Origin of the sequence: Pectobacterium parmentieri, from assembly GCF_001742145.1 — a bacterium.
GTDB lineage: Bacteria > Pseudomonadota > Gammaproteobacteria > Enterobacterales > Enterobacteriaceae > Pectobacterium > Pectobacterium parmentieri.
In genome coordinates, this window is record NZ_CP015749.1 from 3,401,574 (window position 1) to 3,417,864 (window position 16,291).

The window sequence follows — 16,291 nt, forward strand, 5'->3', positions numbered from 1 at the left end:
CAGACTATCTGAGTCTCGGGTTGGACTTAATTTGCATGAGCACGCTCCTTCTTACTGGCCTTACCCGATACCGAACTCATTTTGGCGACCGGCTCTGCGGCAAATGCCAGTTCCGGACGGTTATCGGTAACCAGATATAATGTTGTCGTGTCTTCTGGTGTGCCCATTGGCCCTACCCAACGATGCAGGAACGTGGCAGAAACAAACTGTCCCTGAAGAACCCGGGGATCGAGGACGATCTTTCGACTGGACGTATTGCGAACGCGTAACACCACAACGGAGCGCGTCCCAACTCCCTAGGCTGACAGCGTGGTAATATCCAACGGTTCAGAGGGATATAAGGTCGTAATCGTGATCTTCCCAGATAGACGAGGGTTAACGGGATGAATACCGCCCACTGGCTCTACCGCACGCAATGGACCGTAACTGAAGCACCTTTTGTCACTGGCATGACGCGATCCTCTGCATATGATTCGGATATTAATCATACAGATAACGTAACACTAATGTCATTACAACTTATCGACATCGCAGGAAATCGAACCACAGGAATGAATCGGGTATTTCTTTATCGCATGTATCCCATCATTTTAGTAGGCAGCAAGAATGGCAACCCGCTGTCACATGACACTCGCAGAAATGAGCATACAGACTCAATTCAATTCCCTGGTTCCATACCCCACGACCGCCTTTCCGGCAGCAAGGCTTTTTGTTACCACCGTTCCGGCGCCGACTTTTACGTTATCACCTAATGTAATGTCGCCTAGCAGAATAGCATTGGCGCCAAGCTCCACCTGGTTGCCCAGCACCGGGCTTTTGGTGACATGACCTTCACGATTTATCACGCTACCAATGGTGACCCCCTGCCGTAATGTACAGTTCGCCCCGATGATGACATCGTAATTCACCACAATACAGTGCGGATGATATATTTTCAGCCCAAAACCGATTTGAGTTCTGTGCGGAATTTCTACACAGAACAGCCACTCATTAATCACTTTATTCAGGACAACAAAAGGTACGCTGATCATTTTCAGCAGCGCATTTGATGACTGGTAAATAGTTGAAAGGCGAAACAGCAGTATTACCAGTTTAGCTTTAATACTGCCCGCTGCTTTTATTTCACACCATACATGACCGATATTTTTCAGCATATGAATATCTATTCTTTATTCCGTGCTCAGCGCACCGTTACCGTGGAAATTCGATACCAACCGTCGGCCTGTTTGCCCTCGTTGGCGAGATTAATTCGCGATACTCCCTTTGCGTCCAGCATCGCCATTTCAATATGATACTGCCCGGCTGGCAGTGCTTTCGGCATCGCCAATTGGTAGACGGAGGTATGTTGCCCCGGCAACCAAGTGCGGATGTCATAAGCCATTTTTCCCATACTCATTACGGTGTTGGCATCATTCACCACCCGATAGGCCACATCATATTTCAGATAAATGGGCGCTACGCCGTCGTTAAACCACTGCTGGTTTAACGTCAGACTCTGACCTTGTGCCAGTTCAGACTCATGAGTTAACGAGGCCAAGCGAAAACGATAGCCGAGTTTGGTCAGCGCGTTATCCACAATGTCCCGATATTCCGTCGGCACACTGCGCGATTTCAGATTAATGGTGCTAGCGTGCTGTGCCAGCGCCCAGTCAAAGGCCACCTGCACTTGCGCACGAGTATAGTGCTGTACGCTCTGCCACTCCGACATATAACCACAGATTTCCAGACTCACCGGCGCACGTTGCCACGCAGAGCTAAAATTTGGATAAAGCGCCTCCGCGTTTTGCAGCCGCTGCGGATAATCATCTTGCATGTGACTCCATTTGGTCGAAAAATTATGCCAGTCTCCCAAGCAGTCCGCACGCCATCCAGCACCTTGCTTCACTGCGCTGACCAACGCGTCACCACCGTTAATGAGCATAATTTTTGGGCTATTGGGAAACGCGGCAAAATACATTTTCACGTATTTATCCAACTGGGCTGATGTGTAGCGCTCAAGCAGCGGCGTAATGGTTGGAAAATTGGTGTTGTGCCACTCGCCCCATGATCCCACCAACCCAATATCGATATAAGCCAAATTCGAATTACCGTCATAGCGCTGTCCAAAAGCATTAAGCAAACGCTGGCTATATTCGATAAACACCGGGTCGTCCAGAGCCGGCACAAAGGTTTTTTTGTCCGGCGTCCACTCGCCCTTGATGCCTTTTTGGATCAGCCAGTCAGGAATCTTCGAACCACTGGCAGGCTCATCAAGCGCCATAAAGCGCAACCCCACGTTCATTGGCGGGTGATGCTGGCTAGCCAGCTCGAAAATAGCGTCCACGGCTTGAAAATTATATTGGCCTTCTAGCGGTTCCAGTTCACTCCAGTAAAAGCGGTCATATTCAATGCCAGTATCCGGATAATTCGCCAGTGACAACATTGTGCCATTACCCTTGTTAAAGCTGGCAACGCCATTGCCCGGGTTCGTTAGCGGACCAGTTAGTCCTCTGGGGGTGACGGTCGTCATCGCGCCATCGGCCACACCCAATACAGAAAATAGCAAACCTCCTACAGCGATAATTTTAAAATTCACTTATGACTCCTTATTTCCACATCAGTAGAAACCGGAGGTCAGTGATCCTTCAGGCTGAGCCACCAATCCCAAATTCCTAAGTGGAAATGTGGGAAAATATCAATACCCAAGGCAGACTTAATCATGTACAGCGTCAATAGCGTCGCAAACGTGCAGAACAAACCGGAAAACAGGATCAACGCAGTCAGCAGTATGCGAAATAGCGTTGACTCTTTGCGTGGACGCTTGCGGTGATCCAGACCGAACAAAAAAACGAAGTAATAGCGCCTGTTCAAAAAGGGGAAACTCTTACGCACGTCGACCCAATGCATTGAAGATGCCGTAATCGACAGCACCGCTTGCTCAACGGCCAGTCGCTGTTCCGAGGTAAGTTCTGTGTCGGTTTTTCCATCAAGGGCTTCATAGAAGCGCTCAATGACTAACGGGCGTTTATTCGATTCAATCACTATTAACCTATTGATTTATTTACTGCGGTGTAAACGGCCATCGTTTGTTGCGCGATTTGTTGCCAATTATACCTTTGTAAATATTCAGAGTAATCAACAGATAACGATTTAGAGCGCAATGTGATTTTTTCGGATAAATCCGCCACGTCTCCTACATTGAAATAAGTTTCTGGCGCTAAATTCACCTCCAGATTGGCTGGAATATTGCTGACCACGACAGGCAATGAGAATGACATGGCCTCCAGCAACGCAATGGGTAACCCTTCATGATATGAAGACATCACAAAGAGTTTAGCCTGTGAGAAAACAGTTTGTAGTGCCTGACCGGTTAAAAATCCGGTCAGGATCACATTCGGGGTTTCATGGGCTAACTGTTTTAATCGCATGCTATACGCGGTGGGGTGATCGGCATCGCCAACCAAAACCAGCGGCATCGTGACGCCTGATTGCCGATAGGCCGCGATAAGATCATGCAGGCCTTTTTCTTCTACGAAGCGACCAACCGCAACCAAATAGTTTTGTGGCTGAAGAGAAAAACGCACCAATGTTTGATTGATAACGTCCGCAGTGAGTGGCTGGGATAGACTCACACCGTTATAGATAAGATGGGCATCATCGCGGCCATATTTCTGCTTGATAATATTATTAATAACCTCGGAGATTACAATCACTTCATTAGCATATTTCACTGCAACCTTTTCACCCAGCAATAGAACTTTCTTTGCCAAGCCCCCCCATTTCTGTCGGTCATAGTCCGGGCCATGATGAGTAAAAACCACTTTTTTACCCAGCAAACGCAGAAGCGGCACCACCAGTCCCGGGCCAATAGCATGAACATGCACCACTGTGGACCGATCAAAACAGGTGATAAATGCCGCCAGCACCGAATGAACGATAGCCTCTAATGAACGTTTTTTCGGCGAAAATAAAGCGCGAGTCATCACGCCTCGATATTGTGATTCTTTATAATTAACATAAGGTGAACGTGCGAGAACACAAATATCCACGTCGAATTGCTGTTTAATCGTCGGATATAAATTTTGGCAATGTGTTTCCACGCCACCCAACACGTTTGGAATACCACGTGTTCCCAGAACGGTAATTTTCGTCGTCATATTATTTTTCGATTAATATTTCCTGATAAAGCGCTAATAGAGATTCTGTGTGTTTACGCAATGAATATTTTTCGCGGAGACGTTGACGCGCATTTAATCCCATTTCTCTGGCTTTTTGCGGATTCAACGCCAGGTCATCCAGCACATCGGCTAATGCCTGAACATTACCGGGTTCGAATAAAATACCGTCTATCTCATCGCGAATTTGTTCAGGTATACCGCCAATACGCCCGCCTACTACCGGTTTAGCGAATGCCATCGACTCCAATACCGACATTGAACAGTTTTCATAGTATTCGGAAGGAACCACCACCGCGCGTGCGTATTTAATCAGCCGGTTAAGTTCTTCGCCCTGCTGTTTATAGCCCAGGAATTCCGCATGCGGAAATTGCGCGACCAAATCGTTATATAGCGGCCCGCTACCTGCAATTTTTAACGGAATTTTATTCCGCATTTTCTGATGCGCCCTGGCAAGCGTAGCAACGCCTTTCTCCCGACTCAGGCGGCCAATAAACAGCAAATAACCGTCGTCTTTAACTTCCTCCTCCGACAGGCTGTCATTAATGCCGTTCACAATCACGTCAATACGCACATTCGGCAACTTGCGCATTAATTGGTTACGCAGAAATTCGCTGGGCGAAACGATCACATCCAGCGCCTGATAGTTTTTGGCAATATTCTGCCAGGCGCCTTCTAACGAAAGCAGCAGACTTTTCGATGCAGAACCTTGCTGGCACCGATATTTAAAAGCGTTAAATACCGAACCGGTTAAACAGGCGTCACAGACTTTGCCATCGCGCAGCATGGTGTACGAGGGGCAGATAATCTTGTAGTCATGAGCCGTTAACACGGTTTTACACCCAAACTGACGGGCAATTTTAATCAACGACGGCGTGAGCTGGTGGTAGATATTATGAAAATGAACGATATCCGGTTTTTCTTTACGCAATAATGCCAGCAATTTCTTACATGCCTCAGCATTATGAATAAAGTTAACTGCGGTTTTAATTACCCCAATCGCGCTGCTATTTTGATGATAATCCACATTGCCGACAAAATAGGGCGTGTAGTCTGATGGGAAGTTATTTTCATGCTGCATAGAGAAAGCAATTACGTCAACGCCCGCCTTTTTCAACATATCAATCTCTTGAAAATAAACCGTTTCAGCGCCGCCCTTAATATAGAAAAATTTATTGACCAATAAGACTTTCATCATACCTGCCTATTCATGAATAACCTTGCTATTTGGTGGTGTCATCGGGTCGCGCACGGGTCTGGTTAACCCCTTTATCAATCCCGCAGAAAATACAGCCAGGTTTATCACACTCTGTATCCCGTTCAGCAGTGAACGGTTCTTAATCGTTTTTAATGCCACAAAAGCGAGTAACGGCAGCAACGCAGCGCCAATAACCGCGGCGTTAAACGTCAATAAACTCATCAACAGCGCCAGCAGATAAACCGCAAAGACCGCCTCGTTTTTTACGATATGCAATGCCTCACGGAAATAAGGCATCCCCCATGCACTGCGTAAAAGTTCGCCCGGTGCCCAGAGAAAACCATTCCGCCATCGATATTGCAGCATTTTATATGTTGGCATGGTGTACGACGTGTGACGGAAATAAGGCACATTAAGTCGATGTAATTTATAGTGGGCATAACGCAGACGAATGCCTAATTCAGCCTCTTCATAACCATGCAAGCTGCGGTTGGTGAGATAACCTATTTTTTCAATTGCCGAGCGGCGGTATAAGCCCCCACCGCCTAAATGACCGCAGTCACCCAGCGGATATATTTTATGAAGGCGCTGTTTACGTGATGTAAACTCATAGTTCGCCGCACCATCCATTTCTACCGTTCCAGCCACGCCGGCGTAATCAGGGTGTGCGGTTAAAAATGCGATGCCCTGCTCAATAAAGCCATCTTCCAGCTCCATATCGCCGTCCATCAGCAGCAAATAATCCCCCTGGCTGTACAGATAACCAAGCTGATGCCCCACACCGCAACAGCGTTCGGACGGTTCAGTCAGCGACACCACGGCAACGCCTTTGGCGCTGGCAAGTTGCTGCGTGTTGTCGGTTGATAAACTATCGGCAACAATAATTTTATGAGGGTACTCCACAATATGGCGACGAATACTATCGATGGTTTTTTCGATGCATTCCGCCTCATTGAATGTCTTAATACTCACTGAAATAAAAGGTTTATCACTCATACAGTTTTCCGATATAACGGCGGACAGAATGGCGAATCACCAGACTTGAGCCCAGAGATAAATAAAACAGGAATTGCAGCATGGGAATAATCATCAGGATCTGGCTATAAGGCAGACTCAATAGGCACCCAACCGCAAAAACGTTAAAGGCCGGAGAAAAACTCAGCAATTGCAGGTCCTGTTGGTCTATTTCATTACGATCCAACACCGGCTTTGGCTGCACAATGATTAAGATATAAATAATTAACCCGATGAAAAATAGCGTTCCAACCACACCGACTTCCCATAGCAGCACACTTAATGAGGTTGAATCGATGATCAGGTTATAGATGATATTCAAAAAGCCGGGAGAGACAGCGCTGCCGCTATTTGTCGCACTTAATCCATAGCCAAACAACGTGCCGGAGATCCCCCACATATCGTGATTTTTCAGCCAGAAAAATAGCGTAGTAAGACGCCCAAGCTCACCGGACTCCATAATGTAGTCGGTATCAAAAATATAATTCAATGAATCCAGAAATACGCTCATTGCGCTTTTCGTCGGATCGCCGCCAAACGCCGAGGAGTAACCCGAGGCCAAAATGGTAATCGCCACGGTAATCAGTAACGCCATGCCGATAAAAATCAGCAAAATCGCTTTCAGGTTTACGTTATTCATGCCTTTGATGTAGCTCGGCATTAACCAAACCCAGGCCAGTAATAACGGTGAAACCAGGATCACAAATTTCACTTCCCCCAGGATACATAAGCCAAATCCCAAAACAATATGCATCACAGTGGATTTAAACGACGTCAAACCATGTTTAAATTCCGAGACTTTCAGCAGCATAATCAACAGGCAGAACAACCCCATCGCTGCGGTATTTCCCCCGCCCATCGGGTCGCCGCCGAAAGTGCCGACTACCGAGTCCCATTTTTCGTCTTCTCCCCGTAATGCCACCCGCCGCGGCAAAACAAACAACACCTGATAAATCACCACCGGGAACTGCGCGTAGAACACCCAATACAAACTGCGGGTCACGCGATAAATCTGTGATTCGCGGCAAAACCCCAGCAGCAGGCAAAGCATCATCAGCGACAATGCAACCTCGTTTTTAAACCCAACGATAGCGACGGTTATCCCGCCCTGTAACAGGGTAGATAATCCCGCCATCGCCAGAAAAGAGAGGTAAAGCGTGAGAACCATCAATTCCTGCGCATCCAAATGCAATCTATCGTAGCGAGTCTGCATAATCAGCAGCCCCACCATGTTTAGCGCCAAGATAAATGGTAACCACAGCACCGCCAGCAAACCGGTGAAATACTGCGTCAATCCGCAAAATACCAGCGTGATAACAACATAAACCTGTAGGTAGAGCCCGGTATTCAAGCTCATGGTTCTGTCATCATATTTTTCAGACCATTAGCACGTTTGTTTACTTTGAGATAAATAAACGCGTAGCGTACAAACGTCAGCACAGAAAAAAGAATCATTGATGCGGCATAGTGATTATAAAAATAAGGCACAATCACAAATGCGATTAATACCACACTCAATTGTTCTAATTGGATACGCAAGAAATAGCGATGAGAGCCAAATATTAACTCAATCACCGTCAGCGGACACACCGCCAGCGCCGGAAATAAATAAGGCAACATATAGCGAGAGCTTGGAATGGAATTAATCCACTCCTCGCTAAAAAAAAGATGCATCACTAACGGATAAAAAACAAACACCCCTAATGTGCAAACCACCCCCGCCATCAATAATACCAGACGAACTTTTTTGAACTCATCATAGTTGAAACGTTTATTTCTGAAATCGGCAGACCAGGTTGAAAAAATAGAATTACGCACCGCATTGCCGATGATCACCACCGGAGATAAACAAAAACGGCTCACCACCGAGAAATACCCTGCCGTCAACGCGGAAAACCAAAAATTAATCAGCATAACCGGCAAATTATTATTAACCATCGCCAGCACTTCGGCGCTGCCAACGCGGGTGAGATGATGAGCATGCTGATGAAAGAAAGCCATATTACGTTGCGGGCTAAAATGTCCAAACGTAATGGTGTGAATATTGAACGAGAACAGAATACAGCCGCTAATCAGCACCATCATGGCGCAGGCCCAGGACCAATAAAACACGGTGGTATGTGAAGTGAACACCAGCGAAAGCACGACCACCACCGAGACGGCGAGTCGCTGAAAGGCCAGAAAACGGTAGTTACCCTCGCGCAGCGACAAATTCTCCGAGATCAGCACCAACGCATAGGACAGCGTGAGCAGGTAGAGAAAGAACACATTTCGCTGAAACAGCCATGCGGTCAACATCGCATAGGGCACTGCGGTAAGCAGACTTTGCAGTGTGCTGAACACCACACTCTGCGCCAGTTCGCTATCTTGCTGTTTCGGAATCAGCAGTTGCGAAGCAAAGGTACAGACCTGCGCTCCCACCAACACGATGCTGTAACTCAGCGCGTAGATCCCCACCTCGGCCATATTGTATTTATGCGAAATCAGCCAGATAGACAGCGCGCCAATCAATTGTGAAACTACCGATGAACCCGCAATGGTAGAAACGCTTTTTAGTAAACTCATCTTTTTAATAAACTCACAGGTGACCGGTACTGTCGATTAGCGCATTCATGCGATGGTTCAGGGAACGTATCCCCTCTTTGGTTTCGAGGTTTTTATCCGCAACCTGATTCATTACCGCGCCAATCAGCACCGCGCGGTGCTGATTCACTTTCTCCATGGCATTAAGCACATCGCCTGCACGCCACTCGCCGGCTTTCAGCACAAAAACCACCCCGTCTATTACCCGGCTAATGAGTTGACCATCCTGCGTTTGGTTCACCGCGGCCACGTCAACGATAATTCGCTGATAGCGTGTTCTCAATTCAGCCATCAGCGTCACGACATGCTCGGACGACAGCATCAGTAAAGAAGACATCATGGCATTGCCACGCGGCAGGAAGCTTAAATTTTCACTGATTGTCACCAGTGCGGCATCCAGCGGTGATTGCCCTTGCAGCAGTTCCGCCACACCAATAGCGGAAGGGGATGCAAGGTCTTGCGTCAGCCCGTCGTCGTTAAAGAAATCCAGGTCGATAAGCAGCGTTTTTTGGTCAGCGCTGAAAGATGTCGCCAGCAAATGCGCCAGCAACGATCGCCCTTCGCCATGCTCTGCCGAGCTGATGGCAATGGCCTGGCAGGATGGATGCGATAACAAAATGTGGGTTCGCATACTGTGGACAATATCGACGTCCAGCGGCGCTGTAGTGATCAAACGCACAACCTTTGAGCGCTCCACGCCACTGGCGAAGGTGCGAATTTCCCCCACCGGCGCCACATTCAGGCGCTTTTTCATCTGGCTGATACTGTTGATTGAATTATCCAGCGCGGCTCTCACGATGAAGTAAACCACCGAGAAAATCAGGGTTAGCATGACAACCATCACCAACAGCATCGCTTTATTGGGTTTCGACGGGTGGTCAGCCAGCACGGCAGGGTCGTAAAGTATCGCATCCGGCTCTAAATAGTGACCCGCCAGCGTCTGCTCTTTGGTGCGCTGATAGAGCGCCTTATACAGCTCTTTTGTTTTATCCAGCGTGGTGGTCAGGTTGTTGTATTCATCACGTTTAGACGCCAGCGTTTGGAAATCCGCTTTCTGCTGCTCCAGCAGTTGCTGATAATATTTTTCATCCCTCAACGCCGCCTGATACTGCTTATTCAGCCCCGCTTTCAGTTCAAGTAACACGGTGTGGGTCTGCTCTTCAATCGCCTGAACCTGGGCTTCGGCTTCTAAAATTTTGGTATGCTTCAGCCCGTAGCGTTTTCGTAAATCGTATAAAGAACGCCGAGCCTGAATCAGCGCAATGCGCAAATCCTGAATTTGGGCATGATTAGAAATATCAGGCAAAGAAATGATGTTTTCCAGCGACGTACCTGCGTTCAAACGCACGCTGTTGTAGTTCGTTTCCGCCCTGATGCGACGCTGGGTAGCATCCGCTAACTTGGTGGTGACGATCCCCAGTTGTTCAGTTTCGAAACCATCCACGCCGCGGAAAGTCAGCAGCCCTTCTTTCTTCAGAAACTGGTCGATGGTGGCCTGTTGCTCGACAACTTGCAGCCACACCTCTTCCATCTGTTTTTGGTTCAACGCTTTGGCTTTCAGTGTTTTGAGGTGCTTTTGCCTGGCCGTATAGTCAATAAATGCCTGCGCCGCGCCGTTAGCAATGTCGGCCGCTAGCTCAGGTGACGCCGATTCGTATGAGATAGTGGCAAGGTGCGTAGTGCGAACACCGGTGATAGTGAGGTTTTTCACTATCGTATCCAGCGCGTGATCGACCCGCTGTTGCTCATCGCCACGGTTATCCGCGTTTTTGTCTGTATCGCCGTTAAACGCCGGATTTTGGTCCAGCTTGATGTCCCGCACGGCTTGTTCCAGCACAATACGCGACTGCATCAACGCATACTGGGTTTCGTAATAGCCGCTACGGGTGGAATCATAACCATCGACCTGCGGCAAAGGCGAAACGTTATCCTGTTGCGCTTTAAGCAGTACCGTTGCGGTCGACACATATTTGGGTGTGATCATGCTAATCAGCGGGTAAGCCACTACCGCCACAATCAGGCAGGCCAGCATGATCTTCCAACCGTTCTGTTTGATCTCTTGGGCAAATCTGGAGAAATCGATGGTACTTTCCAGTTTTCTGCCATTTTCCACGATAGATAGACTCATGGTCAGAAAAAGCTCATACCGACAATCACCGTGTCGCCAGGATGAACGGCGCGTCTTACATCAACATTTTCAATCAGTTGATTGCTATTAGACAGACGAAGCCCCACATCCTTGCGGTCTGCGCGATCGGTAAATCCGCCGGCCAGCGCCAGCGCTTTTTCAACGGTTAAGCCCGGCTCGTAGGCATACCCGTTCGGTTTCTCGACTTCACCGATGATGTAGAATTTTCGGAACTCGGCGATGCTGACCGTCACCATCGGATTTTGCAGATAGTCGCCGCGCAGGCGATTAGCCAACTCCTCGCCCACCTGCTCTGGCGTTTTCCCTTTCAACACCAGTTGACCAATGTAGGGGAAGGTAATTGCGCCGCTTTTATCCAGCATGAACTTCATCGTCATCTCCGGTTCGCCGTACACCAGAATATTGACAGCATCGCCTTCATCTAACTGATAACCGGTGGTTTCGCTTTCAGGGTTGTCCATTTGCCGCTGGCTCGACAGGGAGCATCCCGCCAGCCAGACGCTGAGGCACAGAAAAATGCACAGTTTTATTATTTTCACGTTAGATCTGTACCTTAGCCGTAAACATAATCAGAGCGTTATCACGGCCCAGCATTCTGACGACCTGGCGATCGCCGTTAGGGCCAATAAAGAAAGAATCGCTATCTTGATTGGAACGTAGCGTGTTCAGTTGATACTTTAATTCAACGTTAATAGAGGGCCTGAAGTTATAACTCATGGCGAATGTGAACACCCTGTTTCTGTCTTTACGATCTCGCGGGTAATTCTTGTAAACGTCCGTCAGGTATGAATAGTCAAACGTGGTAGAGAAACGATCGACGAGCCAAAAATGCTGATAAGAGATGCCGTATTGAGAAGCCAGGATATAGCCGCCAATTTCTGACGGATCTTTGATATGCTGCGACGTATGTACGGTAAAAACGGATTGTTTACGTGGTTTCCATTCCGTCTGAATATCCCAATTTACCCCGCTAAAATTCCTGGCGTTTGGGTTATTATCGAATGTCTTGTATAGCCAAGACACATTGGCATCAATACCTGTTTTTCCCGTAAGCTGCGATTTAATACCGTATTCCAGAGAATATTCATCATTATCTTTTTGCGGAGCGATTTCATAACGCCGCTGATTACCAATAAAACGGTAGCGAAAACGCGTTGCCGACGTGTATTGGTCAGATAATTCGGCGATCAAAGCGTTCTCGTGCCATTCCTGCCCAAGAACATAGTTATAAAAATCAATATTGGTATTTTTAATATCCTCCGAGTGGCCTAACCGCAGTTTTCTAAACAGCAACGCGACGTCGGCTTTACCGCGCCCTTTCAGCGCGCCATAGCTATAACGTAATTCACTGTTGAAAAGTGCGGTACTCAGCGGCGAATGAATACCGAAATCGCTGAACTGTTGTGGTCGAAAACCTTCGGTAATACCGCGCCCGCGCACTTCGTGCCCAAGCGTCTCCTCAAGACTGAGCGTTAATCCATGCCTCAACCCGTAGCGCCATGCGCCATTAAAGCGAAAGAAATGGTCGGTGTAATTATCCGCCGGATCGCTATAGTAACGACGATAATCACCGGAATACATCAACAGATATTGATCCTGATAGCGCGCGCCAATAGCCTTAATCATTGGCCTGATGCTCTGAAAATTAGAACTCACCGCATCCTGATCGTCAGCCTGATAGGTCACGTTATTCTCATGCCCATAGTCCAGACCCACCTGGCTTTGAAAATCAATACCAGCGACGCCGATATGCGATTTCGGCATCAGGTCGGCCCAGGAGGGATGGGGGATGATCATTCCGGCGGCAATGATCAATTTAGTACGCATTTTCACCGATAAACCCTTTGAAAATGGTTCTAAAGATAATTTTGATATCCAACCAAAAGGACCAACTCTGAATATAGGCAATATCGTAGTGAACCCGTTTTTCCATTTTATCGAGGGTATCCACTTCGCCACGATAACCATTAACCTGCGCCAAGCCTGAAATTCCAGGCTTCACTTTATGGCGAATCATGTAATTTTCGACTAGCTGGCGATACTGCTCGTTATGCACGACGGCATGAGGACGCGGGCCAATAATCGACATCGTCCCTTGTAATACATTGAAAAATTGCGGCAGTTCATCCAGCGACGTGCGGCGTAAAAATGCGCCAAAACGCGTAACACGCGGATCGTTTTTAGTCGCCTGCGTCACAACGCCGGCGTTTTCCATCACGTGCATCGAGCGGAATTTCCACACTTTGATTTTGTTGCCGCTCAGGCCGTAACGATCCTGCTTGAATAACACCGGCCCCCGTGACGTCAGTTTGATACCAATAGCAATCACTAGCAGCAATGGCGAAATCATTAGCGTAATAATGCCGCCAATCACTAAATCCTCAACGCGCTTAATCACCGAGCCAATGCCATCAAACGGCGATCTGAAAATACTGATGGTCTGAATGTTATTGATAGAGCGAAACTGCGATACGTATGAGCTGTAGGAATAAAGATCGGGAATGATGTAGGTATCTACCGTCGTATCGGACATCATCGACAGAAAATAACGAATGCGTTGTAGCGCAACCATTGGCAGCGCAATATAAATCTCATCCACCCTGCCCGCTTTAGCGTCTTCAACCAACTCGCTCACTTTGCCTTTAAATTGGCTCTTAAACAGATAGCCACAACGGGATGGGCTACGATCGTCGTAAAAAGCCAATTCCAACTGCATGTTGGCATACTCTTTAAGCAATGCTTTTTCCGCCGCTAACCCACCGGGCGTTAATCCCACAATAGCAATTCGCATCCGCTTTTTAGTCGTAAATTTAAACGTAATTAAACGCGCGATATAGAGACTACATAGCGAAAGAATATACCAGTACAGCATTGCGGAAAAATATATATTATCGAGTTGATGCAATAGACCCAGAGAGTACAGCGCACCGGTATAATTCCTGACCGTCTCCACAAAGATAACCGACAATAATGCGGAACCCCACAGTCTCCGCTGCCCACCAGTCTGCATATTTTTAAGACTATGGCGATATAGTCCGGTATATTCTCCAATAAGTAAAAAAGAGGTAGAAAATAGCAGGCTAATTATAATAACGTCATCAAAATCGCCCATCAAAAATAGCCTAGCGCTGACTATTAATGCTAAATTAATTGATAAAAAGTCCATCAATTTAATAACAAAAAAGTCATTCCCATAGGAAATATTTATCTGATTAGTAGACACTTTTTAATCATAATCCATTAAGTTTTTTATTATTGCCGTTTTTCCGTCCCGGATGATATATCACTTAAACAAAATTTAAAATAACAATCAGATCAATCTTAAATTTTTTTTAGCAAAGCGCACAAACTGCTAGTTTCTACAGCCATAATCATTAACTTATAAAATATAAATTTTCACGTCAGTAATTCTCTCGGAATATTTATTTTATTATTATTTAATTTTAAATATTTGCATTAGATAATTATTTCAATGTGGTAGATAAAGAGTAAAATTTCGCCGTTCAGGGTAAAGCCCAGGCCATGATATTTTCCGCGGTGTTGATCTACCCAACTTTCAGATGTGGAGGAATGGGTTCACTCAGCGTGAGTCTCAGCAGAGCAAGGCAATCGATAAGCCTGTCAAAGCGCCAACCTTAACGCAGAATCGTCACTTTCAATAAGCGCTCCGGCAAGCTTGGAGCCGTTCTGGAGCAACGTTTTTAGTCGGGGTTCGTAGGGACTAATTTGGGTCATGATTTTCAGTTATCTCAAAAATACCTAATCGGCATGTCAGATTTTAGCTCCGCGATATGTGGAGCGATGAACGTTATATGTGACCCCATCCTTACAACCCCAACTCAGCCCCATCATAAGCAGCATGAACATGCTCAGGCAGCAGCGTTTGTGTTTGGAGCCAGCGATCCAGTTTGTGGCCGATGTGGGTCAGGTACAGTTGTTTAGGGTTAAGCTGGGTAAAGATCTCCAACGTGCGAGTGACGTCATTGTGGTTGCGTGGAGGCGTCGTCTGGGGAGGATGGCTGCAATCGACAACCGCATAGTCCAGCGAGTGCGCTGAGAGAAATTGAGCAGTTTCAGGCGGTAGACCGATGGTATCGGTCAGGTAGGCCAGCGTATGCGTCGGTGTCTGGATGAGGTAGCCATAGGTTAATTTAGAATGGATTAAGGGAACCGGTGTGATCCTGATGCCGTCCAGTTCGAGCGGCTGGAAAGGCATCAGAGGTTTTTGAAAATGTAGGATCCCCGGGTGTTTAAAGAGATCGTCACAACCGACGTCATCCGGGGGGCCAAAGACCGGAATGGGATCGCCATAGCCCCAGCGCAGGGGAAATAATCCCTGAACGTGATCCATGTGGTAGTGGGTCAGTAGAATATGCCGACGCGAATAGGGAAGCAGATACGGTGATAACTCAGGCAGCCCGGCATCAATCAGAATGACGCTGTCTTTGGTTGTGATTGCCGCGCAGCAGGCTCGGCGTCGCTTTTTTTCATCGCGTTGCGCCTGCTGGCAAATCTCACATTCACAGCCAAATGCGGGGACCTGTTGCGCGCCGCCGGTTCCCAGAAAGTGAAAAACAATCCCGTCATTATTCACTACCATCGGCTTTCTCCTGCTATCCGGTACGATTATTCGCGATGCGCTGTGCAGGCTCGGTCGAGCGGCAGCAGCGACTGGAAGGTAGATAAGGTGTGTTGCAGATCGCCGTCGTTATTCAATAAAACACAGTCGCTTTGTAAGCGGTTTTGCTCTTCTTCGGCACGCTGCAAGCGCATGGCAATTTGCTGTTCGCTTTCTCGCCCTCTGGCACGTAGCCGCTGCCGTAGTGCCGATTCGGAGACGGTCAGGCATATCGGAAACAGCGTATTGCCGTAGCGTTCACGCGCCTGAGTCAGGTAAGCTCGCGAACCGTTAACAATGACGTCACTTCCCCGCTGTAGCCAATAATCAATCTCTATCCCGATGCCGTAATGGCACTGATGCGCCTGCCAATTGAGTGCGAAGATGCCAAGCTGCTGACGGATCGCAAACTCTTCGGGGGTCAGCGCGATGTGGTTCTCTCCTTGTATCTCTGCGGGACGGGTAATGTACCGGTGCGCTACCAGTAGGTGCGGCAACGACAACTGGCGGATCGCCCGAAGCAGGCTGTCTTTGCCTGCGCCGGAAGGGCCAATCAGGTAGATGAGTTTCGTCAT

The 16,291-nt window shown here is 47.7% G+C and carries 14 protein-coding genes and 1 pseudogene; all 15 read right to left on the bottom strand.

Going from position 1 to position 16,291, the window contains the following annotated elements:
• Nucleotides 1–26: 26 nt before the first annotated feature.
• Nucleotides 27–425: pseudogene (locus tag A8F97_RS23375) on the bottom strand (DUF3438 family protein); the annotation flags it as partial.
• 228 nt (nt 426–653) lie between these two features.
• Entirely contained in the window at nt 654–1,154 is a 501-nt protein-coding gene (locus tag A8F97_RS15425; protein WP_033070870.1) for a serine acetyltransferase, read from the bottom strand.
• A gap of 26 nt (nt 1,155–1,180) precedes the next feature.
• Nucleotides 1,181–2,575: a DUF4832 domain-containing protein gene (locus tag A8F97_RS15430; RefSeq protein WP_033070869.1), complete on the bottom strand. Its 1,395-nt coding sequence runs from the start codon at nt 2,573–2,575 to the stop codon at nt 1,181–1,183.
• Between the two features lie 38 nt (nt 2,576–2,613).
• Nucleotides 2,614–3,021 (bottom strand): hypothetical protein, encoded by a 408-nt coding sequence (locus tag A8F97_RS15435; RefSeq protein ID WP_012822356.1) that lies wholly within the window; start codon nt 3,019–3,021, stop codon nt 2,614–2,616.
• Between the two features lie 2 nt (nt 3,022–3,023).
• Nucleotides 3,024–4,136: a glycosyltransferase family 4 protein gene (locus tag A8F97_RS15440; protein WP_033070868.1), complete on the bottom strand. Its 1,113-nt coding sequence runs from the start codon at nt 4,134–4,136 to the stop codon at nt 3,024–3,026.
• Between the two features lies 1 nt (nt 4,137).
• Nucleotides 4,138–5,349: a glycosyltransferase family 4 protein gene (locus tag A8F97_RS15445; RefSeq protein ID WP_033071935.1), complete on the bottom strand. Its 1,212-nt coding sequence runs from the start codon at nt 5,347–5,349 to the stop codon at nt 4,138–4,140.
• A 9-nt stretch (nt 5,350–5,358) separates the two neighbouring features.
• Nucleotides 5,359–6,348 (bottom strand): glycosyltransferase family 2 protein, encoded by a 990-nt coding sequence (locus A8F97_RS15450; protein WP_012822353.1) that lies wholly within the window; start codon nt 6,346–6,348, stop codon nt 5,359–5,361.
• Nucleotides 6,341–7,723: a hypothetical protein gene (locus tag A8F97_RS15455; protein WP_033070867.1), complete on the bottom strand. Its 1,383-nt coding sequence runs from the start codon at nt 7,721–7,723 to the stop codon at nt 6,341–6,343. The genes A8F97_RS15450 and A8F97_RS15455 overlap by 8 nt, the downstream gene beginning before the upstream one ends.
• Complete coding sequence (locus A8F97_RS15460) at nt 7,720–8,931, bottom strand: lipopolysaccharide biosynthesis protein (RefSeq protein ID WP_012822351.1); 1,212 nt, start codon at nt 8,929–8,931, stop codon at nt 7,720–7,722. Before A8F97_RS15460 ends, A8F97_RS15455 begins: the two co-directional genes overlap by 4 nt.
• 13 nt (nt 8,932–8,944) lie before the next feature.
• Nucleotides 8,945–11,077, bottom strand: coding sequence for a GumC family protein (locus A8F97_RS15465; protein ID WP_033070866.1), 2,133 nt, complete (start codon nt 11,075–11,077; stop codon nt 8,945–8,947).
• A gap of 2 nt (nt 11,078–11,079) precedes the next feature.
• Complete coding sequence (locus A8F97_RS15470; protein WP_012822349.1) at nt 11,080–11,637, bottom strand: polysaccharide biosynthesis/export family protein; 558 nt, start codon at nt 11,635–11,637, stop codon at nt 11,080–11,082.
• Between the two features lies 1 nt (nt 11,638).
• Nucleotides 11,639–12,925: an outer membrane beta-barrel protein gene (locus tag A8F97_RS15475; RefSeq protein WP_012822348.1), complete on the bottom strand. Its 1,287-nt coding sequence runs from the start codon at nt 12,923–12,925 to the stop codon at nt 11,639–11,641.
• Nucleotides 12,915–14,321 carry an undecaprenyl-phosphate glucose phosphotransferase gene (locus A8F97_RS15480; RefSeq protein ID WP_012822347.1) on the bottom strand — a complete coding sequence of 469 codons (1,407 nt, stop codon included), beginning with the start codon at nt 14,319–14,321 and terminating at the stop codon, nt 12,915–12,917. The genes A8F97_RS15475 and A8F97_RS15480 overlap by 11 nt, the downstream gene beginning before the upstream one ends.
• 603 nt (nt 14,322–14,924) lie before the next feature.
• Nucleotides 14,925–15,677, bottom strand: coding sequence for a phosphonate metabolism protein PhnP (phnP, locus tag A8F97_RS15485; protein WP_375154062.1), 753 nt, complete (start codon nt 15,675–15,677; stop codon nt 14,925–14,927).
• 47 nt (nt 15,678–15,724) lie between these two features.
• On the bottom strand, nt 15,725–16,291 hold the full coding sequence (gene phnN / locus A8F97_RS15490; protein ID WP_012822345.1) for a ribose 1,5-bisphosphokinase: 567 nt from the start codon (nt 16,289–16,291) through the stop codon (nt 15,725–15,727).